Below are 24,302 nucleotides of genomic sequence, written 5' to 3'. Positions count from 1 at the left end.
GGACAAGTGCGGGCTGCCCTGGATTGGAGGGATAGGGGCCCATTTTGTGAACAGCGGGGGAACGGGCTCACAAAATGGGCGGACGTGAGGGGCCTCGTTCACGGGCAGACGGCTTCCTTGACGGCCAGGATTCCGGGGATCGAGCGCAGTTGCTTGACCGCGGTCACGGCGATGCCGTCGAAGCGTTTGTCTTCCAGGATGGCCATGATTTCGTATTCGCCGAGGACCTGTTTGGCTTCGCGAACGCCCGCGAGTTTTTTGATCTTCTCGGTGAGTTTCTGGTCATTCTTGCGGTCGGTGCTGATCATGCAGTAGATGGTGACCGAGTTCAAACGATTCTTCATGCGATGTACTCCTTGATTGTGTTGGTAAAGAACTGACTGACTTTAAAATGTGTTATTTCTGGAAGTTGCAAGCGTTAGAGTATTAAACTTGACCGATCCAGTAAAACATTTCCGTCCCATGACCTGTTGGGCGTGTACGCCCACGGTGGCGCTCCGGTCGATCGCTTGTCCTGATTCTCGACTCCAGACATGTCCCCGGACGGTGATTTCGTTGCGTGCTTGGTGCCGCAACCGATCTGCATCCCGACCCGTTCAGCCGGGTATGTTAAAACGCAAACGCCAAGTCAGAGTTGCCCCGCGTTTTTGATCTCCATCCGAGTTGGCAGCAGAGTGAGCCGAAAAACAACTCGGGAAACGGAGCAGGTTGATAAAATATCACGGACAAAAAATTACATAGATTAAATTCAGATGCTTTGATCAGAGTTGGATGGTTCGTATATCAAAGTATTTTTTTGTCTTTCAGTCTTTGACTCCAATGGTCAAGGTGGCGGTTGTGTTTTGTTGATTTATTATTGTTTCAAAATGGGCTTATAATGACTGAAATGACTGTTTTTCCGGATTGTTTTTTTACCTGAATCATTGTTGAATGTTATAAAAAATCGACTTTAAAATATTAACTTGGTTTACATATACAGCCATCTGGATTTTTCTTGAATGATGTCTCTTCAAGGAATTTTATTGATATTTACTATTAAAAAACATACAGATAAACAATAATCGAGATGCCCTGGTTTCCGTATGCGCAATATCGCTTATCAAATGATCCGTTGGCAAATCCAAAATCACAAGGATTGGATATGCGCATCGCATTCCAGCTGCTTGGTCATGTTCCGCGCGAAGGGTGCATTCAGCATGCAGGATCCGGGGCGTGACGTCACAGTTTGTTGATGTAAAATCAAAAATTCTATACAAGCAGCATTGATTCATATTTATTTTAATCTTATGCATATCAGATGTCTTGTGTCCAGAAAAAAAATGTGCTACTCATGGTCTCGACTTCAGCCATTTGATTTGGATTGCGCGCGGGTTTGATCGACAAAATTAATTTAGTATTCGGATTTATCTCGAAAATTTCAAAATTCAGAATGTTTTTATCGGGGTGCCATATTTTCATGTTCTATTGATGTTTTCCTGAGCGTTGTGCTGGGTCCTTCAGGACAACCTTCGGAGCTGGGTTGAACGCTCATTCATACGGAATATCGATGATTCACGGTCTATCCATGTCTGATGCCACCCTGCTTTACGAACCCCTCTCGGGACGCATCCTGCGCATCCCCGATGAGGCAGGCCTGACCTCCCACGCACGCCATTGGCTCGCCCGAGAAACGGCCTCCCCGCCGCGTCCGCACCCCCGGGGCCCGCCGGTGCGCATCACCTTCATCCCCACGGGACGTTGCAACCTGCAATGCGACTACTGCTACGCCTCGGGGGGGGAGGATCATATCGACATGCCCGCCTGGATGGGACGCTGGGGGGTGGATCACCTCATCGACAATGCCCGACACCAACGGGCGGATGGCATTGACGTCTATTTCCATGGGGGGGGCGAGCCCACCATGGCCTGGGAGACGATGCGGGCCATCATTCGTCATGCCGAGGCACAAACCATCGCGGAGGGGCTCCGACTGCAATGCGGCCTCGCCACCAATGGCATCCTGTCCGCCGCCACGCTCGACGAGATCATGGCCCGATTCGACCTGGTATCCCTCGCCTTCGATGGTCCGCCCCACATCCACAATCGCCATCGGCGGGATGCCAAGGGGGGCGGTTCGCATGACCAGGTTCTGCGTACCGTGCGTCACATGGATCGGTCCGGCTATCAACGCTATGCCCTGGTGACCACCATCACCGCCGCGACCCTGAACGAGCTGCCCGACTCCCTCGATTACCTCTGCGGCGTCTCCGCCGCGCGTGAAATTCATCTGGGGCCGGTGGTTCCTGCTGGTCGTGGCGCTGACAGCGGATTCCGCTCTCCGATGGTGCCAGAATCCGTGGATGTCTTCAGCCGGGCGCTCTCCTTGACCTGGCGCAAGGGGGTGAACGTCACCTTTCCCGGCATCGACCCCTTCCATCTGACTACGGCCTACTGCGGTGCCTGCGCCAACAACCTGTATCTGACCTATCAGGGATTGTTGAGTCGTTGCCTGGAGGTGTGCAACACCGCTCACCCCCTGTGCGATCCGTTCGTGGTGGGGCGTTTGACCGAGCGGGGCGCGGCCTGGAATCCACGAAACATGGCCACACTCGAGCAACGCCAGGTCGATGCCTTGCCCCACTGCCAGGGGTGCATCTTGCAGTGGCACTGCGCCGGAGATTGTCCGGCCCGCGTCGAATCGCCGGTCCGCGTTGCCGATGGTCCGACCGCCGCCGCGCGTTGCCAGCTCAAGGTGGCCCTGTTCGCGCATCAACTGGAGATGCTGGCCAGGCTCGGGGCGCCACCGGCGCCCGGCGGGACGGGGCGCGTGCGACGTTGGGCGCTGACCCCCACGGAGGAGGGATTTACCCTGGATGCGGAAATCCCGGACGGCGATGCGGCGCCCCGTTGCGTGCTGGTCAAACTGCGTCGGGACCAGGAGGCGGGATCCGCCTTTGCCGACGCCGTGGCCACCTGTCCGGGAGGGTGAGGATGATCGCCCCCGGAGCCGTCTCGCCCAGACGGGCCCTGCTCGAGGTGACTTCCCGCTGCAATCTGCGCTGCCGCATGTGCCATTACCAGGCCAGGGGGGTGGATATCGATCCGGCCTGGGTGGAACGGTTGGCGGGAGAGTTGGTGGAGATCGGGGTGGGCGTGGTCTTCGTCACGGGCGGGGAGCCGTTCCTGCATCCGGAGTTGCGACGGATCATCGCCACGCTTCTGGAGGTCGGTCTCGACGTGCGTCTGAGCACAAACGGCGTCCTGATCACCCGCAAGACCATCGTGGCCTTGGCAGGGGTGCGGGATGTCTCCATCTCCCTGGATGGGCCGGTGGAGCGGCACGACGCCATTCGAGGTCGTCCCGGCAGTCACGCCCGCGCCATTCGGGGGATCCGTCTGATTCAGGAGATGCTGCCCGAATGCCGCATCTGCCTGTCGTTCACATTGATGCCGGACAACTGCGACTGGCTTGCCGAATTGCCGAATATCGCCCGAGAGTTGGGGGTGGCGGCGGTCGGTGTGCAGCCGGTGACACCCGGTTTCGGGCGAGGCGCGCGCGCGTTGGATCCCTATCGGGATCCGGCGAGCGGTGCCCGCATGGCCGAGGCTCTCGAGGCGCACATCCGGCGCGTCTCGGAGATGGGTGACAACCGTCCGGAGTTTGCGCGGCTCTGCCTGGACACCCTCCGGGGCGCGTCTCATGAACCGTCGCCCTGCAAAGCCGGTCAGGAGATTTTCACCCTGTTCGCCGATGGCGGACTGGCCCCCTGTTGGGGGCTTGCAAACGGCGTCGATGTCGTGGCCGGGTTGCGGAGCGCCCTGACCGACCCGCGTCATCGGCGGGCAGTGGAACGGGCCCGGCTGGGCGATTGCCCTGGCTGTCTGTTCGAGTGTTACCACTGACCCACGTGAGCATCCCCCGGCCAAGGCCGATCAACGACTAAGGAGTAAGTCTGCCGTGTGCACCATCTGCAAAAAGGTCATCAACGATCCCGGTAGCCTGACGGTCCATCGCGACGATGCCATCATCGTCTATCTGGACAAGTTTCCCCGCACCCGTGGCCATCTGTGCGTTTCGCCGGTGCTTCACGCCGAGGACCTCTTCCAGGAGGATGTGGCGCTGGCCAAGCGGTTGATGGCCCGCGTGGTGGAGAGTGCCAATCTGTTGCGGATCTGGGGAGCCCGGGGGATCAATATCGGCATCAACATCGGACGGGAGGCCGGTCAACAGATGAGCCACTTCATGGTTCACGTGATCCCCCGTTTCGAGGTCGGGGATGTGGTGGAGATCGAGCCCGCCTTCATCGATACCCCTTGGCGGCAAAAATCGATCACGCTGACCACGGAGGAGGAGCATCGCATTCGCGATGAACTGGCCGCTCTGTTCGCGGCCCACCTCGATGTCGATCGGGGCGGGGATGGGGCGTGATGGACGCCGCGTTCAGCAGTTATCTTGCCCGCATCACCCCCCACTATGTGGCGGAGATGTGGCCGCCGGTCTTCGCCAAGGGGTCCGGTGTGCGTTTGACGGACAGCGGTGGCAACGAGCACATCGATCTGGATGCCGGGTGGGGAGCGCTCCCCCTGGGTCACTGTCATCCGGAACTGGCCGCGGTGACCACCAGCGCGGTCAACACCCTGGAACACATCTCTCCGCCCAGTCTGCCCATGGTGCGCCTGATGGAGAGGCTGCTGCGGGAGATCGGGGATCGGGGGGCGAGCAAATTTTTTTTTGGCGTCTCCGGGAGCGAGACCCTGGAACACGCCCTGATGATCTGCGCCGCCGCGCGACCCGGGAAACGGCGTGTTCTGGTCATGGACCGGGCCTATCACGGCAGTACCCTCGGCGTGTTGGGGCTCAGCTTCAAGAACCATCCGCTGACCCCACTCACCCCCTGGCAACCGGTGTTCGCGCCCACACCCCACTGTTACCGCTGTCCGTTCGGGTTGCAATCCTCCACCTGTGACCGCGCGTGCCAGACCGCGGTCGCGGAACTCATCGCCACCCACCAGGACGAACTGGTGGCCGTGGTGATGGAACCGGTGCTGGGTCGCGAGGGGATCGTGCCACCGGAAGGGTATCTGGCGCACCTGGAGCAGGTCACCCGCCGTCATGGCGTGCCGTTGGTGTTCGATGAGGTCAAGACCGGCCTGGGTCGTTGCGGTCATCTGTTCTGTCATCAGGAGGAAACCCAGACCACCCCGGAGGTGCTTTGTCTCGGCAAGGGGCTCTCCAGCGGATTCCCCCTCTCCTTGGCACTGGTGGCGGACTCCTTTCTGCCCAGCGACTTCATGACCCGCTACCTGCTTCTCCAGACCACGTTCGCGGGTCACGCCGTGGCCTGTGCCCGTGCCGAGCGCACCATCGACCTGGTGATCTCCCTGGATCTCCCCGCTCGGGCGCGGCGCGCCGGAGAGCGTCTGCGTCAGGTGTTGCGCGAGGCGCTGGCCGATTTTCCGGGGTTGGGGGACGTGCGGGGCAAGGGGTTGCTGTGCGCCCTTGAGTTCGTCACCGATCCGGAGTCACGCCGGCCCTCTGCCGCGGCTCTTGACCATTTTCTGACCGTGGCGCGGGCCTCCGGCCTCCATTTGGAGACTGTTTTCCACAATGTCGTGGTGCTCACCCCGCCGCTCATTCTCGCCGATGCCGACATCGACGAGGTGGGCGCGCGGTTGCGGGAGGGGATGCGGAGATGAAACAACTGAAGCAGGGTCACTATTCCATCTGTCTGGATTGGCATGTGTTGAACATTCCTTTCGAGGCGTGCGGCGCATTCCTCCGGGAGCAGGGCGACGCGATGCTGGAGACCATCCAACGACGCGGCGCGGTGGTGGGCGACCATTACCAAACTTCATCCGGGATTCCCTTCTTTCTGGTGGAGGGCGGGCCTGGTGCGGACGAGGGAGCGCTGACGAGCGAGTTGTTGGATTTTCAACTGGTGGCATGCAGCTATTTCAACCTCTACGCCCAGTTCTCCACCCATCCGGCGCGGTCGCCTGGCGTGGTTCCACCCGCGCCGACGCTCACGCCGAGCGGGGTGCATCTGGCGATCTGGACGCTCACCAACAAGTGTCACCTCTCTTGTCCCCACTGTTACTATTACGGGGATGGCATCGCCCACGCTCGCGACAATCTCTCCCTGGAGCATGCCAAGGCGGTATTGGACAACCTGGGACGCCATGCCGTTTCCGCGGTCTCCTTTTCCGGCGGCGAACCCATGCTCCATCCCCATTTGGAGGAGCTTATCGTCCACGCCAAGGGACTGGGGATGCGGGTGATTCTCGACACGAGCGGGACACTGCTCACCGCGGAGGGCTGCGCCCATCTGGGTAGGCTCGGTCTGGACAGCGTGATCGTCAGCATCGACGGCCTGGAGAGCGAACATGATCTTTCGCGAGGGCGGGAGAACAGTTACCGCGCCACCATCGACGGGATCGGTCAGGCCGTGGCGGCAGGCATCTATGTGGCGGTCAATGTGGTGCTGACCCTGGAGAATGCCCATCAGGCCGAGGCCATCGCCGAAGTTCTCACGCGGGCTGGCGCCAACCTGATCAAGTTTGAGAACGTGCTGCCCGCTGGTCGCGCCATGAATCAGCTCGATCGTCTGGCCCCCGACGTCGGACGGTTGCGGGAGATCGCCCAGGAGTTGGATGAGATCCGTCTTCGCTATCGGGATCGGGTGGTGATCGCCTTGCCCATCGCCGGTCAGGCGCTGCTGCGAAACGCCCCCTTCTTTTGTCCTTCCGGGAGGAGCTTCATCGCCATCGGCAACGGCGGCTGCGTCTCCCCCTGTCCATCGCTGACCCATCTCTATCAACAGCCGCAAGCCGACCTGGTGACCCATCTCCTGGGGGATGCCCTGCGGGAGATGCGTTTCCGCGATCCCGACGCGTTGGATCCCGCGTGCGGGAGTTGCGCCCATTTCATGACCTGTCGCAGTGGTTGTCTGACCAGGGGGCACTACATCCAGGGGGATGTCAATCGTCAGGACCCAATCTGCCGGGATTGGAAGAAATATCAGAAGCGGCACGCAACCCATGGAGAAGCCCACCATGAAGCCCTCGCCTGACCGCCACCCGCGGGTGGTGAATCCCGCCAACATTGCCATCGGGGCAATGCATGGAACCGGTGTCGGGGGCAATGTTTTCGGGGAAGACCGGGCCGGTCTGAACCTGTGGTGGATGCGTGTGCCCGCCGGGCAGAGGCTGGAGCCCCATGCCCATCCGCCGGATGAGATCTACCTGGTGATGGCCGGTCAGGGCGAAATCATCATCGGTGATACGGTTCAAGCTATGGGTCCAGGGGAGGCGGCCTGGATCCCTTCCGGATTGGAGCATGCTTTCCACAACACCGGGGAGACCGATTGCGATATCGTCGCGTTCAGCCATCTTGCCATCGATGCCCCCAAGCCATGAATCCCCCTGGTGTCACGGCGGTTCTCGTCCAGTTGGGAGGGTTCGCCTACAGCGACGAGGCGTCCATCGCCATCGAGGCCCCGTGGACTCCACCACTGTCCGCGGGCTATCTCAAGGTTGCCGCGGAGCAGGAGGTCCCAGGGGTGAACATCCAGATCCTGGGACCTCTGGATCTGGTCGGGTTGGAGCTGGAGCAGGTGGCCGCGCGGGTTCTGGCGTACCAGCCGGCGCTGGTCGGTGTCTCCTGCTATCTTTGGAACGTGCGCGCCTCCCTGGACCTGTTGGGACTGGTCAAACGGGCGGATGCGGCCATCGTCACGGTGGCTGGCGGGGGCGAGATGTTCAATCTGGACCATCTGCGTCGAACCCCGGCTCTGGATTTGGTGATCACCGGCATGGGCGAACACCCCTTTGCCGGAGTGATCGCCAAACTGCGGCGCGGCGAGGGGATTCTGGGCGTGCCGGGGTCGGCCTGGCGGGAAGGGGAGCGGGTGGTGAGCCTGCCACCGTCTCCGCGGGCCATGGAGGCGCCGGTCATGCCCTACGCCGCGGGGGCCTTCGATCTGACGCCATACCGGCATGCCTATCTGGAGACCTATCGGGGGTGTATCCAGCAATGCGCCTACTGCTTTTTTCCGCGCAACATGAAAAAGATCCAGACCTTCCATCTGGAGCGGGTGGAACGGGAGGTGATCGCCCTGGCGGCCAGTGACGTTCGCTTCGTCGTCGTCATCGACGCCCTGTTCAACCTCTCCCACTGGGGGGAGCGTGTGTGCCGGAGCATCGCCCGCAACGGGCGGGGATTGATCTTCAGCGCCGACGTTCTGGCCGAACAGGTGAGCGCCTCTTTTTGTCGGGCCGCGCGGGAGGCCAACTTCGTGGAGTTCCAGGTGGGGTTCCAGAGCGTGAATCCCGTGGCCCTGGAGGGCATCGGTCGTCGCTACGACTTCGACGCGTTCGCCCGTGGGGTGCGGCTGATGAAGGAGCATGGGTTTCTGGTCAACAGTGACCTGATCGTCGGACTGCCGGGAGATCGCATGACGGATGTCTGGCGCGGGGTCGATCATCTGTTGGAATTGGGAGTGGATAGCGTTCGGGTGGCCCTGTTGCGGGTACTGCCGGGCACGGCGCTTTGGAATGATCATCAGGCACGGGGCATCGTCTTTTCCGGGGAGTTGCCATACTACATCGATCATACCCACTGGATGGACCGGGATGAGATCACGGCCTTTTTCATGGGTGGCAATCATCGCGTCTTCACCCCGCGGACCTGACAGAGGATGGGATAGAGGAATATGCGACGCGAAATCAACGATATCCTGTTTGTCGTTCCCCCACTGCTCCATGAACGGGTGGAGTTCTATCCGGATTTCCCCACCCCGCCTCTCGGCATCGCGTCGGTGTGCGCCAATGTTGGGGAGGGGGTCGAGGTGGCGATTCTGGACCTCTCGTTCGACGGTGGGGACGAGGATCTGAATCGGCAATTGGCCACCATCGGTCGTCATGACATGTTCGCCTTCACCGCCATGTCCACCAATTACGACCAGTTGGTGCGCGTGGTCACCGGCATGCGCGAACGGGGATTGTCGGGGATCTACCTGGTCGGTGGATCCCATGTGACCGTGGCACCGGACGAGGTGATGGGCCGAGGCCTGTTCGATATTGGCGTGGTTGGGGAGGGCGAGGAGGGGTTTCGTGCCGTGATCGCGGCCTTGCGGGGTGGTCAACCCCTGGACGCGGTGGCGGGCGTGGTGCTGCCAGGCGCGGAGGGTCGGGCGCTGCGGGGTCCGGGGCGTCCCCTGATCCGTGACCTGGACACCCTGCTCCCTCCGGCGCGGCACCTGTTGCCCATGACGCGCTATCTGGAAGAGTTCGTCCGCATCGTCGGTGTCCGGGGAACCACGCTTTCTTGCACCCGTGGTTGTCCCTACGATTGTCACTTTTGCAGCAAGGAGATCTTCGGTCGGCGTTACCGGTGTCGTTCACCCCGTTCGATCGTCGATGAGATGCTCATGTTGCGACAGCGTTATGATCTCTCCTTCTTCCAGTTCGTCGATGACGTGCTCACCGTGAACCGGCGTTTTCTGGCCGCGCTCTGCGCGGAAATCAGCGCGCGGGCCAGCGGGGTCCAGTGGCAATGCGAATCCCGCGTGGATGGCGTGACCCCTGAGTTGCTCGCAGCCATGGCCGACGCCGGATGCGTGCGGGTGATGTTCGGGGTGGAGTCGGGTGATCCCGGTATTCTGAACGCCATGAACAAAAGGATCACCCATTCCCAGATCCATGCCGCCTTTGACATGGCGCGTGCCGTGGGCATGGAAACCGGAGCATTCGTCATGCTCGGTTATCCGGGGGAGAGCGCCGACAGTCTGGATGCCACCGTGCGGGTGATCGACAGGGTACGCCCGGATGTCATTTCCGTGAGCTTCACCAACGTGCTGCCGGGGACCAAACTGTACCGCGACTTGGGAAGGGTGGCGCCCAAGGGGGTTCGAGATTATCACATTGCCCCCAATCTCGCCGCGTCTTCGGTGAGCATGGGGGAGATGGTGGAGGCCAGGGAGCGGATTTTCGAGATCGTTCGCGCGGTGAACCGGGAGCGTCCTCGACCGGGTAACGCTCCGGCCATGGGGTGAGGTGACCATGGACCCTTTCCTGAATTCGGTGTTGACCTTTGCCGAGGCCAAACCTCACCCCGATGTGGTGATGTTGGAGGTGACCCATCACTGCAATCTGAGCTGTAGCCACTGTTACAATCCGGCGGATCCGGCCATGGTCCGCGATCGTCACACACAATTGAGCACCGGGGAGTTCCTGGCCATCATCGAGGCCATCCCCGCGCCCGAGACCACCGCCCTCGCCTTCACCGGCGGCGAACCGTTGTGTCGCAAGGATCTTCCCCTGCTGGTGACGCGGGCACGTCAACGGGGATTTGCCAACATCCACCTCGACACCAATGGTCTGTTGTTGACTCCGGGCAAGGCCCGCCACCTGCAAGAATTGGGGGTGGGCAGTGTGCAGATCAGTCTGGACGGACCCGCGGTTCGTCACGATCAGCGCCGGGGGCGGGGAGCGTTTGATCGGCTGATGGCCAATCTGCCCGGTATACGGGAGGCGGGGATACGCATTACCCTCAACATGACGGTGGATGCACACAATCTGGACGTGATCCCGGAGACCTATGAGATCGCCCATCGCATGGGGGCTTGGCAATTCAAGATCGAACCCATTCTGTTCAAGGGCAATGCCATTCAGGAGGGGTACGAGTTGGATGCGGAACGCTACCTGGCCGCGGCGGTGACAGGCATCCGCGCCATCAGCGAACGACCGCCCACTCTGGTGGTGCTCGACAACCTGTTTGCCTTGGCCCTCGATCACCAGGGATCCCTGGGGTGTCCGGCGGGTCGTACCTTCTGTTTCGTTACCAAGGAGGGACGTCTGTTCCATTGTCCGGTGTTCACGGAGTTGGCGGATGCCGAACACGACGTGGTGGTCGGTGAATTCATCCAGGTCTGGCGTGAGGGGACGCTTTTCCAGAAATTACGCGACGTGGCCAACTTTGATCCCGAGTGCCAGAGCTGTCTTCATTTGGCCGAATGTGGGGGCGGGTGTCATGCCCGCGCCTTGATTGCCACAGGCTCCCTGTTCGGTCGAGATCCCATGTGTCGCATCCTCAACCAACGGCTCACGGAGGAGCAAACCGGATGAACCGCATCACCCATATCCCGGTCCAGACCCAACCCTATCGCTCCTGCCTGGAGATCCTGCGCCGGGAGGTGCGCCGTTTGGCGCTGGGCTGGCGGGCGCCAGGGGAGTTGGTGGCGATCAAATGCCACTTCGGCGAGCCGGGAGCCACACGATTCCTGCGTTCCATCTATGTGCGTGCCATCGCCGAGGGGTTGCGCGATGCCAATATGCGCCCCTTCGCCACGGATACGGTGGTGCTTTACCAGGGCCCCAGGCGCGATGCGGTGGGGTACCTGGAAGCGGTGACGCGTCATGGATTCGGTCCCGAGTCCATCGGTTGTCCGGTGATCATCGCCGATGGATTGCGCGGTACGCATCACGCCCTTGCCCCTTCCACCGTACCCGGTTCCGATGCGGTGTTCGAAATCGCGGGAGAGTTGGCCAATGTCACCCATCTGGTGGTGTTGACCCATCTCACCCTGCACGGATTCACCGGTATCGGAGGGGCGATCAAGAATGTCGGCATGGGGTGCATGGCCAGTGCCGGCAAGGCGCGCATCCATCGGGCCACCATCCCCCATATGCATCCGGAGCATTGCACCGAGTGCGGAAAGTGCGTTGCCGCTTGCGCCCATGGCGCCTTGTGGCTGGATCAGGGCATACGGCGCGATGATGCGGCCTGTACCGGCTGTTGTCACTGCATGGGCCCGTGCCGACACGGTGTACACGTATTTTCGGGGGATCCCTTGGACCGGTTCTGTTATCTGCTGACCGAAGGGGCAGCCGCCTTTCTGGCGGGCCGTCAGGGGATTTTCGTCAACGCCGTGCTCGATGTGACGCCGCAATGCGATTGCGCGTCGTTTACCTATGGTCCCGTGCATACGGATCAGGGCCTGGTGATCACCGATGACGCCTATGCCGCCGATTTGGCCAGTGTTGCCCTCCTGGAGCGCGATGCCCCCCTGACGGGTGAAACCGCCAGATTGTGGAGCTTTCTGCGTGATGCAGGTCACGCCATTTTTGGAGAAAGGAGACTGAGATGGACGACCCGAAAGAGCTGACGCCGCTTTCCGAGCAGGACAAGGAAAAGCTCAAGGAGTTGCTGCAATTGCTCAAAGCCGATAAGGACGATGGGGATGAGGAGGGATTCTTGTGTACCCATTGTCACTGCAAGGTCTGCACGGTGACCAATCCCAAAGGCGGGGAGTGAGAGCATGGCCAGCCCCAAGCCTTCCATCGCCCTGGCTGGACGGTCGGGGGCTGGCAAGACCAGCGTGGCCCGCTACCTGGAGCAACGCCATGGCTACCGTCGATGCGGTACCGGGGATGTTTGTCGCCAGGTGTGCCGACTGCTCTTTGATCATGAGGATCGGGACGTGATGAACCGGATCACCGATCTTCTCCGGGAGATGGATCCGGAGGTCTGGATACGCGCGGCCTTGCGTCTGGCTGACGGGGAGGCCCCCATCGTCTTCGACAGCATGCGTTTTGCCATGGATCATCAGATTCTCGGCAAGGCCGGTTTTGATTTTTGGTGGATCGAGGCGGAAACACGGTTACGTCATGACCGTTTGCGCGCCCGTGGGCAGGTTTTCGACCCCGATGTGGATGAAGCGCATCCCAGCGAATGCGAGACCGCGGGTCTGGCTTTTCATCGGATGCTGATCAACAACAGCGACACGCCAGAGGCCTTGCATGTCTGGATCGACCAGGCCCTGGCAGAGATAGAGAAGGGAGCGCGCGTATGGCCAATATCCTGATCACCGGTTGCAGCAGTGGAATCGGTGCCTTGACGGCAGAGCATCTGTATCGACTGGGGCATGTGGTGTTTGCCACCATGCGTGACGTCGCGGGGCGTAACGCCAGCCAGGCCGCGGCGTTGCGAGGCAAGGGGGAGGATGGGGATGGGGGCGGGATGTTCGTCCTTGAGATGGATGTGACCTCCGAGGAGTCGGTCTCCCGCGCCGTCGCGGCAATCTTGGAACACGGCGGCATCGACGTGCTGATCAACAATGCCGGGGTGGGAATGGGTGGCTACAGCGAGTGTCTGTTGCCGGATCAGGGACGTGTCGTGTTCGAGGTGAATCTGTTCGGTGCGCAGCGGGTGACTCGAGCGGTGTTGCCTGGCATGCGGGTGGCGGGTCGGGGATTGCTCATCTTCGTCTCGTCCATCATGGGGCGTTTGGTGTTTCCGTATGCCGGGATGTACACCGCCAGCAAGTTCGCCCTGGAGGGGCTGGCGCAGACCTATGCCCTTGAATTGCGAGGGAAGGGAATGGAGGTTGCTATCGTGGAGCCGGGTGGATTTGCTACGGGGTTTGGCACCCGCATGATCCTGTCTGGGGATGCGGCGCGCAATGCCAGTTATGGTGAGGCGGCTGAGATTCCCATCCAATTCTGGCGTGGCATCCTGGACTCCTTGAACGGACCAGACGCCCCCAATCCCGAGCGGGTGGCAGAGGCTATCGCCGGGATTGTCGCGGCCCCACCAGGGACGCGTCCCTTGCGAACGGTGGTGGCTCCCGGGCTCGATCATGTGGTTGGGACGCTGAACGAGCAATGGCGGGAGGTGCAGGAACGGCTTCTGGGCCAGGGCTAGTGGCTCAACCGGGCTGATTTGACTATCTTACGATAATCGTTTACTCTCCTTGCCAAAGGGTATGATCCAGCAAGGGAGTTCCAGAAATGGCAAAATAGGTTGTTCGACTGACCACCACGTTTTCTCCCGGTCGGGGCCTTGCTCTGCCGCTTCACGAAAGGAGGATCCTGCGATGGCGGCTTGGAGGAATTGCTGGAGTTCTTCCGCAACCGCTCCTCCAGAATCTTCCGCATCAACTCCGCAATCTGCTCTTGCTGGCGGGCAACCAGCGCTCGCAGTTCCTGGTTCTCTTCCCGAAGACGCAGATTTTCTTCACGGAGGCAATGGTTCTCCTGCCGAAGCTGCCTATTCTCCTCAATCAAACGCTGAATGTTCGACTCCATGATATTGTTCATGGATGAGAAGCTGACTATCAATAATCATTATTGTCCTTGTCATGGATGATCTGAACACCCGCAAGCCGGCCTCGCTGTATCAGGCATTCGAGCCGCAGGAAGCGAGGCGGTTACCGGACCGTCTTGAGATTCATTATACACCGAAACACGGCAGTTGGCTGAACATGGCAGAGAAGAAATATGAGATTGCGGCTCACTAAGCGCCATTGGGGGGGTGCGACTCCACAACATGGCCGTTATCGTGAAATGCCTGTGAAAGGCAAAAGCAAAGAGAAAATCTCGGAGGCGCTGACTCCGAATCTCTGCCGGGGACCGAACCGGACCCCGACTTTACCATGGAACTCCCGAAGGGAGGTCCATGGTACGGGGGGTGAGGGGGGACTCCCTTACTCAAAAATAGATCGCATCCATGATCTCATGCAGCTTCTGCAACTCCTGCTGCAACGCGTCCATGAAGGCGCCTGGTCCGCTTTCGATCAACGCCGCCACCTCCTGGGTGTCCACCTCCCGCTCCATCCGTTTCAACAACTGGATCGCCAACGCGTTGTGATCCAACGTGTCCAGACACCGCTCCACCTCGCGCAGACAGTAAGCAAACGCACGCGGAAAACGACGGTCACGCAGCAGAAAGGTGACCACATCCACGCCAGTCACACGCGGATTGACATAACGCCGGTACATCGCCTCGCCGGAGACCGATCGCAGCAGGTTCAACCACAACAGATCCATGCCGTCGTGAAACTTCACGGCGGTCACATCCACATCCAGAATCCGGGTACACATGTCGGCCCGCTCCATGTGCTGGCCCATGCTGAAAAAATCAAACGCCGGCCCCCGCGACAACGTGCCCATCAAAATCCCCACCAGGGTCTGACACCGCCCGATCACCTCGTTCAGAAAATCGTGCCGATGGGCCGCTTCCACCCCATGCGTGCCCTGTTCCTTGAGAAACAGGGTCATGTCGTTGAGCCACTCCCACATCTTCACCGGAAAAATATCACGCATGGTGCGCAGATTCTCGCGGGCAGAATCCACCGACGAGAACAACGACGAGGGATTGTTCGTGTCGTTCAACAAAAAGCGCGTCACCCCCTCCTCGCCCGGCGGCGCGCCGCTGGCCGCGAACGCATCGTGGCCGCCGGTAATGGTCACCAACCGGTTCCAACCCTGGGTACGCCCCACGCTCGGCTGGTCCAACAACAGCGTCCCGGTGACGCTCACCAACCGCGCGGTGTTCTCGGCCCGCTCCAGATAACGCGCCATCCAATAAATGTTTTCCGCCACTCGCGAAAGCATGGTGTCACTCCTCCGTCGCCACGATCCAGGTATCCTTGCTGCCGCCGCCCTGCGAGGAGTTGACCACCAGGGAACCCTTGCGCAACGCCACGCGCGTCAACCCGCCCGCCGTGACCGCGCTCTCCTTGGCCTGGAGAATGAACGGACGCAGATCCACATGCCGCGGCTCCAGCACACCGCTTTCGGTCAACGTGGGCACGGTCGAGAGCGAAATCATCGGTTGGGCGATGTAGTTGCGCGGATCGGCCAGGATCCGTCCGGCCATCGCCTCGCGCTCGGCAGCCGAGGCCATGGGACCGATCAACATCCCATACCCGCCCGACTCGTTGGCCGGCTTGACCACCAACTGGTCGAGATGCTCCAACACATAACGCCGCTCATCCTCCAGATGACACTTCCAGGTCTGAACATTGGAGAGAATCGGCTCCTCGCCCAGATAAAACCGAATCATCTCCGGCACATGGGCATAAACCACCTTGTCATCCGCCACCCCGGCGCCCGGCGCGTTGACCAGCGCCACCCGACCGCTCCGCCAGGCGCGCATCAACCCCGGCACTCCCAGTTGCGAATCGGGGTGAAACGCCTCGGAATCCAGAAACAGATCATCGACGCGCCGGTAGATCACATCCACCTGTTGCAGCCCGGAAATGGTCTTCATCATCACCCGGTTGTCCTCGTCCACCACCAGGTCGCGTCCCTCGACCAACTCCAACCCCATGCGCTGGGCCAGATAGACATGCTCGAAATAGGCGGAGTTGTAGATCCCCGGCGTCAACACCACCACCCGCGGCGGATCGCGTCCCGGCGGGGCCAGGGCGGCCAGGGTGTCGTAGAGACGGGCCGGATAGTCATCCACCGGCAGAATGCGCTGGGTGCCGAACAACTCCGGAAAGACCCGCTTGGTGATCTGGCGGTTCTCCAGCATGTACGAAACCCCGGAAGGCACCCGCAAGTTGTCCTCCAGCACCAGCATGCGACCATCCCGGTCGCGGATCAGATCGCTGCCGCAGATGTGCGCCCAAACCCCGAACGCCGGCTTGATGCCTACGCACTGCGGACGGAAATTGCGCGACATGGCCAACAAGTCACCCGGAAAAACTCCTTCGCGGATGATGCGCTGTTCGGCGTAGATGTCGCCGATGAAGAGATTGAGGGCGGTCAGGCGCTGAATCAATCCCCGTTCCACGGTCTGCCACTCCTTGAACGGGATCAGACGCGGAATGATGTCGAACGGCCAGGCGCGGTCGATGTTGTCCCCCTGGGAATAGACCGTGAAGGTGATCCCCAGGTTGAGGATCGTCGCCTCGGCGGCGCGCTGTCGCGCCTGCAACTCCTCCAGGCCCAGACCGCTCAAATTGCGAAACAGACCTTCGGCACCAACCCGTGGTTGACACGTCGGGGTCAGCAGTTCATCGTGCGCCGTGGTGAAGGGATAGGAACTCCAGGCCATGCTCATCGCTCGTGATACTCCATGCACCGCACTGTTTGGATCAGGACCAAGGGAGAAACGTGTTTCTCTAAAAGCTCCAAAACGCAACCTCCGGGCCATGCCCGGCAAACAGGTGATTCCACGCGAGAATCCTGGTTTCAGGCGCCGGGTTGGTGCCCCCCGCATGCATCGGATGGACGCCATTCTGCCCGACAAATAATCAATTCTTGCTTACTTTATGCTTCTTTGACCAAAATATAAACAACAAATTCCATCCCAATCTGGGTTATCCGTCGAATTCCCTTGCAAAAACCACCCTTGGCGCGGATCTTGTAGCACATCGATCAAACATTTTTCGTCGTTCGAGGCTCTCCGGCCAGGGCCGAACCGCCTCTCAAGCAACCCTTGCAACAGACCAAACATACCATCATGACCATCCGCGTTGCCATTCGCCATCACACCCGCTATCAATACGACCGCCCCGTGAACCTCGGGCCGCACATTTTCCGGCTGCGCCCCGCGGTCCACAGTCGCACGCCAATCCGCGCCTACGGCATGAAGATCGAGCCTGCCAACCACTTCATCAACTGGCACCAGGACCCCTTCGGCAACCATCTGGCGCGGGTGGTCTTTCCGGAGCCCTGCACCGCCATGGAGATCGACGTGGAGGTGATCGCCGAGATGTCGGTGATCAATCCGTTCGACTTCTTCGTGGAAGAGTACGCGGAACACTACCCCTTCGCCTACGAGCCGGGTCTGGAGTGCGAACTGACCCCCTATCTGGCCACCGGACCGGCGGGTCCGCGGCTGCAAGCCTGGCTTGAAGAAGTGCCGCGCGAACCGGTCAACACGGTGAACTTTCTGGTGGGACTCAACCAGCGGCTCTGTCAGGAGATCGGCTACACGATCCGCCTCGAACCCGGCGTGCAGGAGAGCGAGGCGACCCTGACCTGCAAAACCGGTTCCTGTCGCGACAGCGCCTGGCTGCTGGTCGAGATTCTGCGCCATCTCGGGTTGGCGGCGCGTTTCGTCTCCGGCTATCTGGTGCAACTCACCCCGGACGTGCGCGCTCTGGACGGCCCCTCGGGACCGGAACAGGATTTCACCGATCTGCACGCCTGGGCCGAGGTGTATGTTCCCGGCGCGGGGTGGATCGGGCTCGATCCCACCTCCGGACTCTTCGCCGGCGAAGGACACATTCCCCTGGCCTGCACCCCGCAACCGGCCAGCGCCGCGCCGGTGAGCGGCCTGATGGATCCCTGCGAGACCGAATTCTTCTTTGAGAACACGGTCACCCGCATTCTGGAGCATCCGCGCGTCACCAAGCCCTACACCGACAAGAGCTGGGCTGCGGTCCGCGCGCTGGGCGCGGCCCTGGACGAACGGCTCAACGCCGACGACGTGCGCCTGACCATGGGCGGCGAACCCACCTTCATCGCCACCGAACACACCGAAGCTCCGGAGTGGAACTTCGCCGCCGACGGTCCCCACAAGCGCCGTCTGGCCACGGATCTCACCGCCCGACTCTTCAACCGGTTCGCGCCGGGCGGGGTGTTGCAGCTCGGCCAGGGCAAATGGTATCCCGGCGAACCTCTGCCGCGTTGGCGGCACTCCTGTTTCTGGCGCAAGGATGGCGAACCGGTGTGGCGCGATTCCACCCTGCTGGCCTGGGGCAAGAGCCGACTGGGCCACAACCCCGCCCTCGGCGAACGTTTCCTGACCGGCCTGGCCGTCGAGTTGGGAGTACGCGCGCAAGACGTGCTTCCGGCCTACGAGGATCCCTTCTACCACCACTGGCAGATGTTGCGTGCGCCGGTGGATCGGGATCCGACCCGGGCGGACGAGAAGGACTCCCTGGACCAAAAACGGCTGGCCACGCTGCTCAATCGCGGCCTGGAAACGCCCACCGGACACCTGCTGCCAATCACCCGCGATCCGGACGGCTGGCGATCCTCCCCCTGGCCGTTTCAGAGATCGGATCTCTATCTGGTGCCGGGCGACTCGCCGATGGGATTGCGTCTGCCCTTCGACGCCCTGCCCGATGCCTGCGCCCGAGCCGAGGAGATGCCGGAGGAGCACTCCCTGTTCGCGGAGCTTCCGCCCCTGCCGCCCCGCGAACGGTTCGATGCCGACCCGCTGCGCCAGAGTCCGGACGATCCGCCCCGCGCCCCGTTTTCGCTTGCGCGGGTGGTGCGTTCCGCCCTCTGCGTGGAACCCCGCGACGGGGTGTTGCACATCTTCCTGCCACCCGTTGGGATGCTGGAGCACTATCTGGAGCTGATCGCGGCCATCGAACGGGTGGCGGCGAGCCTGGCGGTTCCGATCCTGATCGAGGGGTACGAACCGCCCAACGACACCCGTCTGGTGCGCCTGCTGGTCACCCCGGATCCGGGAGTGATCGAGGTCAACGTCCATCCCGCCGCCTCCTGGCGGGAGATGGAGGAGACCACGCTCACCCTCTACGAAGAGGCCCATCTCAGCCGTCTGGCCACGGAAAAGTTCATGCTGGATGGCCGGCATACCGGTACCGGCGGCGGCAACCATGTGGTGATCGGCGGGGCCACCCCCGCGGACAGCCCCTTGTTGCGACGTCCGGATCTGCTGCGCAGCCTGATCACCTGCTGGCAGCACCATCCTGGACTCTCCTACCTCTTCTCGGGTCTGTTCATCGGTCCGACCAGCCAGGCCCCCCGCGTGGACGAGGCCCGTCCCGAGTCGCTCTACGAACTCGAGATCGCCTTCCAGCAGATGCCGATCGGCGATGTGAACCAACCGTGGCTGGTGGACCGGCTGTTCCGGCACCTGCTGGTCGATCTGACTGGCAACACCCATCGCGCCGAATTCTGCATCGACAAGCTCTACTCCCCGGACGGACCCGCCGGTCGGCTGGGCCTGTTGGAGCTGCGCGCCTTCGAGATGCCACCGCATGCCCAGATGAGCCTGGTGCAGATGCTGCTGCTGCGCGCCCTGATCGCCTGGTTCTGGCGCGAACCGTACCAGGGTCCGCTGGTGCGCTGGGGCACGGCGCTGCACGACCGCTTCATGCTGCCCCATTATGTGCGTCGCGACGTGCAGGAGGTGATCGCCGGATTGCGTCGCGCCGGGATTCCTTTCCAGGATGACTGGATCGAACCATTCGTCGAGTTCCGTTTTCCACGCCTGGGCGCGGTCACCTTCGACGACCTTCATCTGGAACTGACCATGGCCATCGAACCCTGGCACGTCCTCGGCGAAGAGCTGACCCGACAGGGAACCTCCCGTTTCGTGGACTCCTCGCTGGAGCGGGTCCAGGCCAAGGTCACCGGCCTTACCGAGGGACGCCACATCCTCACCTGCAACGGACGGCGCGTGCCTCTGCGTCCCACCGGCGCCCACGGCGAACAGGTGGCCGGAGTCCGTTTCCGGGCCTGGCAACCCCCGTCGGCGCTCCATCCCACCATCGGCGTCCACACCCCGCTGATCTTCGATCTGGTCGATACCTGGAACGGCCATTCGCTGGGTGGCTGCGTCTATCACGCCGCCCATCCGGGTGGACGCAACCACGAATTCTTTCCGGTCAACAGCTTCGAGGCCGAGGCACGACGCGGCATCCGCTTCCAGGAGTTCGGCCACTCTCCAGGGAACATGCGCGGCATTCCTCCCGAAGAACCGCCGGGTGAATACCCCCATACCCTTGACATGCGGAGGCGATCCGGGTACTGATTCCCCCGCCATGGAGAATTCACGCCCAAACCCTTCGCCCGTCACCTCACGGTTGCGGGAGTATCGTCCGCCCATCGGATACGACGAGGCCATCGGACCGGATGGCCTGTTGCGTCCCGGCTGGCATCCGCTGTTCGAGCACCTCGACGAACAAGGCATCCCGCGCGTCGAGGCGCTGCGCCAGCAGGCCCGGCAACTCCTGCTGGAAAACGGCATCACCTACAACCTGTTCCAGAACGAAACCGAGGGCGCCCGCTCCTGGGATCTGGACCTCCTGCCCCTGATTCTGATCGAGGAGGAGTGGCTCAAGCTGGAACGGGGGCTCAAACAACGCCACCGGGTGCTGGAACTGCTGCTCGAGGATCTTTACGGCCATCAAGGGGTGATCCGCGCCGGAGTCGTGCCCGGACCACTGATTTTCGGCGCCTCGGGCTACCTTCGCGCCTGTCACGGTCTGCCCAGACCCAAGGGTTCGCCCCTTCCCTGGTGGGCCGCGGACCTGACCCGTGACACGTCTGGCAACTTCCTGGTGATCGGCGACCACCTCCACTCCCCGACCGGCAACGGCTATGCCCTGGAAAACCGCCAGATCCTCTTTCGACTGCTGCGCCAACCCCTGAACGAAAACCATGTGCGGCTGCTGTTGCCCTTCTTCACCGCGCTGCGCAACCACCTGAACGATGCCTCGCCCCTCCCCAAGGAGGATCCGCGCACCGTACTCCTCACCCCCGGTCCGGAGGATAAACTCTACTTCGAACACGCCTTCCTGGCCAACTACCTGGGGCTGACCCTGGTGCAGGGCGAGGATCTCACCGTGCGCAACGGACGCGTCCACCTGAAAACCCTGGATGGACTCCATCCGGTGGATGTGGTGCTGCGCATGTTGCAGGATCGATTGTGCGATCCCCTGGAACTGGACGAAACCTCCTTTCTGGGGGTGGCCGGTCTGATCCAGGCGATCGCCGGACAAAAGGTGGCGGTCCTGAACCATCCCGGAGCCGCAGTTCTGGAAAATCCGTCCCTGCTGGCCTACTACCCGGAGATCTGTCACCACTTTCTGGGCGAAGAACTGCTCCTGCCGGTACTGCCCACCTGGTGGTGCGGCGATCCGGATTCCCTCGCCCAGGTGCTGGCCGATCCCGAACCGCTCCTGATCCGAGCGGTCTCCCAACCGGGTCAACCCGCCCGAACGCTCACCCCGGATCCGAACTGCCCGGTACGTCAGGCCCTGCTCGCCCGCCCCCAGGAGTTCATCGCCCAGGTTCCGGTGCGCCCCTCCACCCTGCCGGTGTTGACCCCGGAGGGGTTCCGGCCCGGTCATCTGGTGCTGCGCACCTTCTCCACGGCAGGCTTGAACGATACCGAAGTCATGCCCGGCGGACTGGCGCGGGTGATCTTCGATCCCGGCCCGGTCAACACCCTGAACGGCCACGCCGACATCACCAAGGATGTCTGGGTGCTCTCCCCGGATCCGGTGGCCCGCTCCAACCGTCTGCCCCTCGATCGCCTCTCCGAACCGTCGTTCTTCACCGGCGAGATCTCCAGCCGCATGGCGGAAAATCTCTTCTGGATGGGCCGCTACGCCGAACGCAGCGAAAACGTGCCGCGTCTGTTGCGCGTGCTGCTGCTCTTGCCCCGTCCTGAAGGGGGTGAGGTGCGCGAAACGGGAGAACGGGCCGCCCTGCGGGTGCTCTACCGCGCTCTGACCACCATCACCGCCACGGAACCCGGATTTATCGGTGAAGGGGCGGAAGAGCGTCTCCTCGATCCAGAGGAGGAGTTGCTCGCGATCATCCGGGCACCGGAACGGCTGGGCAGCGTCTCATCGTCGATCCAGTCCCTGATCCTGGCGGCCCATCGGGTACGCGAACGCCTTTCCAACGACACCTGGCGGGTCATCATCCAGGTGCGCGGCCTGCGTCAACGCCTGGCCGGCGAGAAGAGCAGCGCCGACATGGTGGGCGAAATGGAACGGTTGATCACCACCCTGGCGGCCCTGGCGGGACTGGGACAGGAGAACATGACCCGCGGCCTGGGATGGCGGTTTCTGGAGCTGGGTCGCCGTCTGGAACGGGCCATCTTCGTGGTGAGACTGCTGCATGCCACCCTGATCGAATCCCTCCCTCCGGAAGGCGAGCGCCTGCTTTTGGAGTCCCTGTTGAATGTGGGCGACAGCAGCATCACCTATCGGCGCCGCTATCGGACCCACATGGCGATCAAGCCGTTTCTGGAGCTGATCCTGCTGGACGAGGCCAACCCGCGCGGTCTGGCCAGTCAACTGGCCCTGATCGAGGAGCATGTGCTGGCTCTGCCCCGCCACGCCGCCATGCCCGGACATCGCACCGCCACGGGACGAATCGTGCTCGAGGCGTTCAACGTCTTGCGCCTTTCCGATCCGGATCTGCTCGCCCTGGTCGGGGACGAGGGGAAACGATCCAATCTGATCGACCTGCTCGACCGGTTGAAAAACCTGCTGCCTCTGCTCTCGGTCGAGCTGGCCAACGCCTTTTTCCAGCACTCCTCCTCGCGCGCGCTGCGTGGCGTCAGCCGGTGATGCCATGGCCTACCGGGTCCGACACATCACCCGTTACCAGTTTGCCGAACCGGTTTCGTTGAGCCACAACCTCGCCTGGCTGCAACCCCGCCCCACGGCGCGTCAAACCCCCTTGACCTTTGAGATCAAGATCACCCCCTCACCCGCCATTCTCGCCCCGCGGGTGGATCTGCATGGCAACCACGCCCACTACTTCGAGGTGACGGAACCGCACCGTTCCCTGGAGATCGAATGCTTGAGCCAGGTGGAGATCCTGCAACGTCTGCCGGTGCCTCTGGATGACTCCCCTCCCTGGGAGGAGGCACGGGATCTTTTCGCCCGCTCCTGGGACCCACGCATTCGCATGGCCAGCGCCTTCACACTCGACTCTCCCCTGGCACGACGCACCGAGGATCTGTCGAGATACGGTGCCCCCTCCTTTCCTCCCGGACAACCGCTGCTGATGGCGGTCGAGGACCTGATGCGGCGCATCCACAAGGAGTTCGCCTACCGACCCCGTGTCACCACCATTTCGACCCCGTTGGCGGAGATCCTGGAGAAGCGCCACGGCGTATGCCAGGACTTCGCCCATGTCGCCATCGGCGTGTTGCGGTCGCTGGGACTGGCGGCCCGTTATGTAAGCGGCTATCTCGAAACACTCCCCCCACCCGGACGTCCCCGTCTGGTGGGCGCGGACGCCTCGCATGCCTGGTTTGCGGTGCTCTGTCCGGTGCAGGGTTGGATCGATTTCGATCCCACGAACGATCTGTTGCCCAGCGATCGACATGTCACGCTCGCCTGGGGCCGGGACTATTCGGACGTCCCCCCCTTGAAAGGTGTGGTGCTGGGTGGCGGACGCAATCCGGTCATGGAGGTGAGCGTGGACGTGCAGCGCGAGGCACCGGGTTCCGGGTGATTCCGGATTCTCGTGGTTTGACCGACGACTCAATTGACAAGCCGGTCATCAATTCGTAAAAATACCGATCTGCCCACTTCGCATCCCCCCAGCGAGGCCGGACACGCCGACGTAGCTCAACTGGCAGAGCAACGGATTTGTAATCCGTAGGTTAGGGGTTCGATTCCCCTCGTCGGCTCCAATGAAATCAATGTGTTAAAGCCGCTCGCAAGGTGGCCGTTTTTGTTTCAGTACCCACATGGTACCCACTAGAAAAATTTCCTGTAACGCGCCAAGCAAAATGAGAATTGCCTGTTGTAAAATGGCGACTGTTTTGACAATAAGTGACGACTCTTTTGAGAATCGGAACG

General features: G+C 61.8%; 20 protein-coding genes, 1 tRNA gene and 1 pseudogene. 18 read left to right on the top strand and 4 right to left on the bottom strand.

Annotated features, from left to right (window positions below):
- Window positions 1-98: 98 nt before the first annotated feature.
- On the bottom strand, window positions 99-344 hold the full coding sequence (locus tag ACV4UY_RS12095; RefSeq protein WP_491607843.1) for a hypothetical protein: 246 nt from the start codon (window positions 342-344) through the stop codon (window positions 99-101).
- A gap of 1,220 nt (window positions 345-1,564) precedes the next feature.
- Here ACV4UY_RS12095 and ACV4UY_RS12090 point away from each other — a divergent pair.
- Genes ACV4UY_RS12090 through ACV4UY_RS12030 form a run of 13 tightly spaced genes read left to right on the top strand, consistent with a single transcriptional unit; the run spans window position 1,565 to window position 13,681 of the window.
- A complete protein-coding gene (locus ACV4UY_RS12090) occupies window positions 1,565-2,968 on the top strand; it encodes a radical SAM protein (RefSeq protein WP_491607842.1) in 1,404 nt (467 codons plus the stop codon).
- A 2-nt stretch (window positions 2,969-2,970) separates the two neighbouring features.
- On the top strand, window positions 2,971-3,882 hold the full coding sequence (locus tag ACV4UY_RS12085) for a radical SAM protein (RefSeq protein WP_491607841.1): 912 nt from the start codon (window positions 2,971-2,973) through the stop codon (window positions 3,880-3,882).
- Between the two features lie 55 nt (window positions 3,883-3,937).
- The gene (locus ACV4UY_RS12080; protein WP_491607840.1) at window positions 3,938-4,408 is read left to right on the top strand and encodes an HIT family protein; all 471 of its coding nucleotides are present in this window, start codon (window positions 3,938-3,940) and stop codon (window positions 4,406-4,408) included.
- On the top strand, window positions 4,408-5,676 hold the full coding sequence (locus ACV4UY_RS12075) for an aspartate aminotransferase family protein (protein WP_491607839.1): 1,269 nt from the start codon (window positions 4,408-4,410) through the stop codon (window positions 5,674-5,676). Before ACV4UY_RS12080 ends, ACV4UY_RS12075 begins: the two co-directional genes overlap by 1 nt.
- Window positions 5,673-7,049, top strand: a complete 1,377-nt coding sequence (locus ACV4UY_RS12070; protein WP_491607838.1) for a radical SAM/SPASM domain-containing protein — start codon at window positions 5,673-5,675, stop codon at window positions 7,047-7,049. Before ACV4UY_RS12075 ends, ACV4UY_RS12070 begins: the two co-directional genes overlap by 4 nt.
- Window positions 7,033-7,395 (top strand): cupin domain-containing protein, encoded by a 363-nt coding sequence (locus tag ACV4UY_RS12065; RefSeq protein ID WP_491607837.1) that lies wholly within the window; start codon window positions 7,033-7,035, stop codon window positions 7,393-7,395. Before ACV4UY_RS12070 ends, ACV4UY_RS12065 begins: the two co-directional genes overlap by 17 nt.
- On the top strand, window positions 7,392-8,669 hold the full coding sequence (locus ACV4UY_RS12060) for a B12-binding domain-containing radical SAM protein (protein WP_491607836.1): 1,278 nt from the start codon (window positions 7,392-7,394) through the stop codon (window positions 8,667-8,669). The genes ACV4UY_RS12065 and ACV4UY_RS12060 overlap by 4 nt, the downstream gene beginning before the upstream one ends.
- A gap of 21 nt (window positions 8,670-8,690) precedes the next feature.
- Entirely contained in the window at window positions 8,691-10,031 is a 1,341-nt protein-coding gene (locus ACV4UY_RS12055) for a B12-binding domain-containing radical SAM protein (protein ID WP_491607835.1), read from the top strand.
- A 7-nt stretch (window positions 10,032-10,038) separates the two neighbouring features.
- A complete protein-coding gene (locus tag ACV4UY_RS12050; RefSeq protein ID WP_491607834.1) occupies window positions 10,039-11,103 on the top strand; it encodes a radical SAM protein in 1,065 nt (354 codons plus the stop codon).
- Complete coding sequence (locus ACV4UY_RS12045) at window positions 11,100-12,143, top strand: DUF362 domain-containing protein (protein ID WP_491607833.1); 1,044 nt, start codon at window positions 11,100-11,102, stop codon at window positions 12,141-12,143. The genes ACV4UY_RS12050 and ACV4UY_RS12045 overlap by 4 nt, the downstream gene beginning before the upstream one ends.
- The gene (locus ACV4UY_RS12040; protein ID WP_491607832.1) at window positions 12,122-12,292 is read left to right on the top strand and encodes a hypothetical protein; all 171 of its coding nucleotides are present in this window, start codon (window positions 12,122-12,124) and stop codon (window positions 12,290-12,292) included. Before ACV4UY_RS12045 ends, ACV4UY_RS12040 begins: the two co-directional genes overlap by 22 nt.
- Before the next feature lie 4 nt (window positions 12,293-12,296).
- The gene (locus ACV4UY_RS12035; RefSeq protein ID WP_491607831.1) at window positions 12,297-12,842 is read left to right on the top strand and encodes an AAA family ATPase; all 546 of its coding nucleotides are present in this window, start codon (window positions 12,297-12,299) and stop codon (window positions 12,840-12,842) included.
- A complete protein-coding gene (locus ACV4UY_RS12030) occupies window positions 12,827-13,681 on the top strand; it encodes an SDR family oxidoreductase (RefSeq protein ID WP_491607830.1) in 855 nt (284 codons plus the stop codon). The genes ACV4UY_RS12035 and ACV4UY_RS12030 overlap by 16 nt, the downstream gene beginning before the upstream one ends.
- On the opposite strand, the gene ACV4UY_RS12025 is transcribed toward ACV4UY_RS12030, so the two are convergent.
- Entirely contained in the window at window positions 13,678-14,076 is a 399-nt protein-coding gene (locus ACV4UY_RS12025; protein ID WP_491607829.1) for a DUF6444 domain-containing protein, read from the bottom strand. The two genes, ACV4UY_RS12030 and ACV4UY_RS12025, sit on opposite strands and share 4 nt — an antisense overlap.
- A gap of 29 nt (window positions 14,077-14,105) precedes the next feature.
- Here ACV4UY_RS12025 and ACV4UY_RS12020 point away from each other — a divergent pair.
- Window positions 14,106-14,249, top strand: a pseudogene (locus ACV4UY_RS12020) (transposase); the annotation flags it as partial.
- 217 nt (window positions 14,250-14,466) lie between these two features.
- On the opposite strand, the gene ACV4UY_RS12015 reads toward ACV4UY_RS12020, so the two are convergent.
- Window positions 14,467-15,372 carry an alpha-E domain-containing protein gene (locus ACV4UY_RS12015; protein ID WP_491607828.1) on the bottom strand — a complete coding sequence of 302 codons (906 nt, stop codon included), beginning with the start codon at window positions 15,370-15,372 and terminating at the stop codon, window positions 14,467-14,469.
- Window positions 15,373-15,376: 4 nt separating this feature from the next.
- On the bottom strand, window positions 15,377-16,828 hold the full coding sequence (locus ACV4UY_RS12010) for a circularly permuted type 2 ATP-grasp protein (protein ID WP_491607827.1): 1,452 nt from the start codon (window positions 16,826-16,828) through the stop codon (window positions 15,377-15,379).
- Window positions 16,829-17,230: 402 nt separating this feature from the next.
- On the opposite strand from ACV4UY_RS12010, the gene ACV4UY_RS12005 reads away from it, so the two are divergent.
- The 4 genes from ACV4UY_RS12005 (at window position 17,231) to ACV4UY_RS11990 (ending at window position 24,133) form a co-directional block, all read left to right on the top strand.
- Window positions 17,231-20,503 carry a transglutaminase family protein gene (locus tag ACV4UY_RS12005; protein ID WP_491607826.1) on the top strand — a complete coding sequence of 1,091 codons (3,273 nt, stop codon included), beginning with the start codon at window positions 17,231-17,233 and terminating at the stop codon, window positions 20,501-20,503.
- A gap of 10 nt (window positions 20,504-20,513) precedes the next feature.
- A complete protein-coding gene (locus ACV4UY_RS12000; protein WP_491607825.1) occupies window positions 20,514-23,057 on the top strand; it encodes a circularly permuted type 2 ATP-grasp protein in 2,544 nt (847 codons plus the stop codon).
- Between the two features lie 4 nt (window positions 23,058-23,061).
- Window positions 23,062-23,952 carry a transglutaminase family protein gene (locus ACV4UY_RS11995; RefSeq protein ID WP_491607824.1) on the top strand — a complete coding sequence of 297 codons (891 nt, stop codon included), beginning with the start codon at window positions 23,062-23,064 and terminating at the stop codon, window positions 23,950-23,952.
- A 105-nt stretch (window positions 23,953-24,057) separates the two neighbouring features.
- Window positions 24,058-24,133: transfer RNA gene (locus tag ACV4UY_RS11990), tRNA-Thr, on the top strand.
- Window positions 24,134-24,302: the final 169 nt, after the last annotated feature.

The organism is Candidatus Magnetaquiglobus sp. (genome assembly GCF_058402785.1).
This window is presented reverse-complemented; position numbering and strand designations above follow the sequence as displayed.

Bases quoted from the DNA above. Each gene is read 5' to 3' on its own strand.
- ACV4UY_RS12095 (WP_491607843.1), bottom strand. From the start codon at position 344: ATGAAGAATCGTTTGAACTCGGTCACCATCTACTGCATGATCAGCACC.
- ACV4UY_RS12090 (WP_491607842.1), top strand. From the start codon at position 1,565: ATGTCTGATGCCACCCTGCTTTACGAACCCCTCTCGGGACGCATCCTG.
- ACV4UY_RS12085 (WP_491607841.1), top strand. From the start codon at position 2,971: ATGATCGCCCCCGGAGCCGTCTCGCCCAGACGGGCCCTGCTCGAGGTG.
- ACV4UY_RS12075 (WP_491607839.1), top strand. From the start codon at position 4,408: ATGGACGCCGCGTTCAGCAGTTATCTTGCCCGCATCACCCCCCACTAT.
- ACV4UY_RS12070 (WP_491607838.1), top strand. From the start codon at position 5,673: ATGAAACAACTGAAGCAGGGTCACTATTCCATCTGTCTGGATTGGCAT.
- ACV4UY_RS12065 (WP_491607837.1), top strand. From the start codon at position 7,033: ATGAAGCCCTCGCCTGACCGCCACCCGCGGGTGGTGAATCCCGCCAAC.
- ACV4UY_RS12060 (WP_491607836.1), top strand. From the start codon at position 7,392: ATGAATCCCCCTGGTGTCACGGCGGTTCTCGTCCAGTTGGGAGGGTTC.
- ACV4UY_RS12055 (WP_491607835.1), top strand. From the start codon at position 8,691: ATGCGACGCGAAATCAACGATATCCTGTTTGTCGTTCCCCCACTGCTC.
- ACV4UY_RS12050 (WP_491607834.1), top strand. From the start codon at position 10,039: ATGGACCCTTTCCTGAATTCGGTGTTGACCTTTGCCGAGGCCAAACCT.
- ACV4UY_RS12045 (WP_491607833.1), top strand. From the start codon at position 11,100: ATGAACCGCATCACCCATATCCCGGTCCAGACCCAACCCTATCGCTCC.
- ACV4UY_RS12040 (WP_491607832.1), top strand. From the start codon at position 12,122: ATGGACGACCCGAAAGAGCTGACGCCGCTTTCCGAGCAGGACAAGGAA.
- ACV4UY_RS12035 (WP_491607831.1), top strand. From the start codon at position 12,297: ATGGCCAGCCCCAAGCCTTCCATCGCCCTGGCTGGACGGTCGGGGGCT.
- ACV4UY_RS12030 (WP_491607830.1), top strand. From the start codon at position 12,827: ATGGCCAATATCCTGATCACCGGTTGCAGCAGTGGAATCGGTGCCTTG.
- ACV4UY_RS12025 (WP_491607829.1), bottom strand. From the start codon at position 14,076: ATGAACAATATCATGGAGTCGAACATTCAGCGTTTGATTGAGGAGAAT.
- ACV4UY_RS12015 (WP_491607828.1), bottom strand. From the start codon at position 15,372: ATGCTTTCGCGAGTGGCGGAAAACATTTATTGGATGGCGCGTTATCTG.
- ACV4UY_RS12010 (WP_491607827.1), bottom strand. From the start codon at position 16,828: ATGAGCATGGCCTGGAGTTCCTATCCCTTCACCACGGCGCACGATGAA.
- ACV4UY_RS12005 (WP_491607826.1), top strand. From the start codon at position 17,231: ATGACCATCCGCGTTGCCATTCGCCATCACACCCGCTATCAATACGAC.
- ACV4UY_RS12000 (WP_491607825.1), top strand. From the start codon at position 20,514: ATGGAGAATTCACGCCCAAACCCTTCGCCCGTCACCTCACGGTTGCGG.
- ACV4UY_RS11995 (WP_491607824.1), top strand. From the start codon at position 23,062: ATGGCCTACCGGGTCCGACACATCACCCGTTACCAGTTTGCCGAACCG.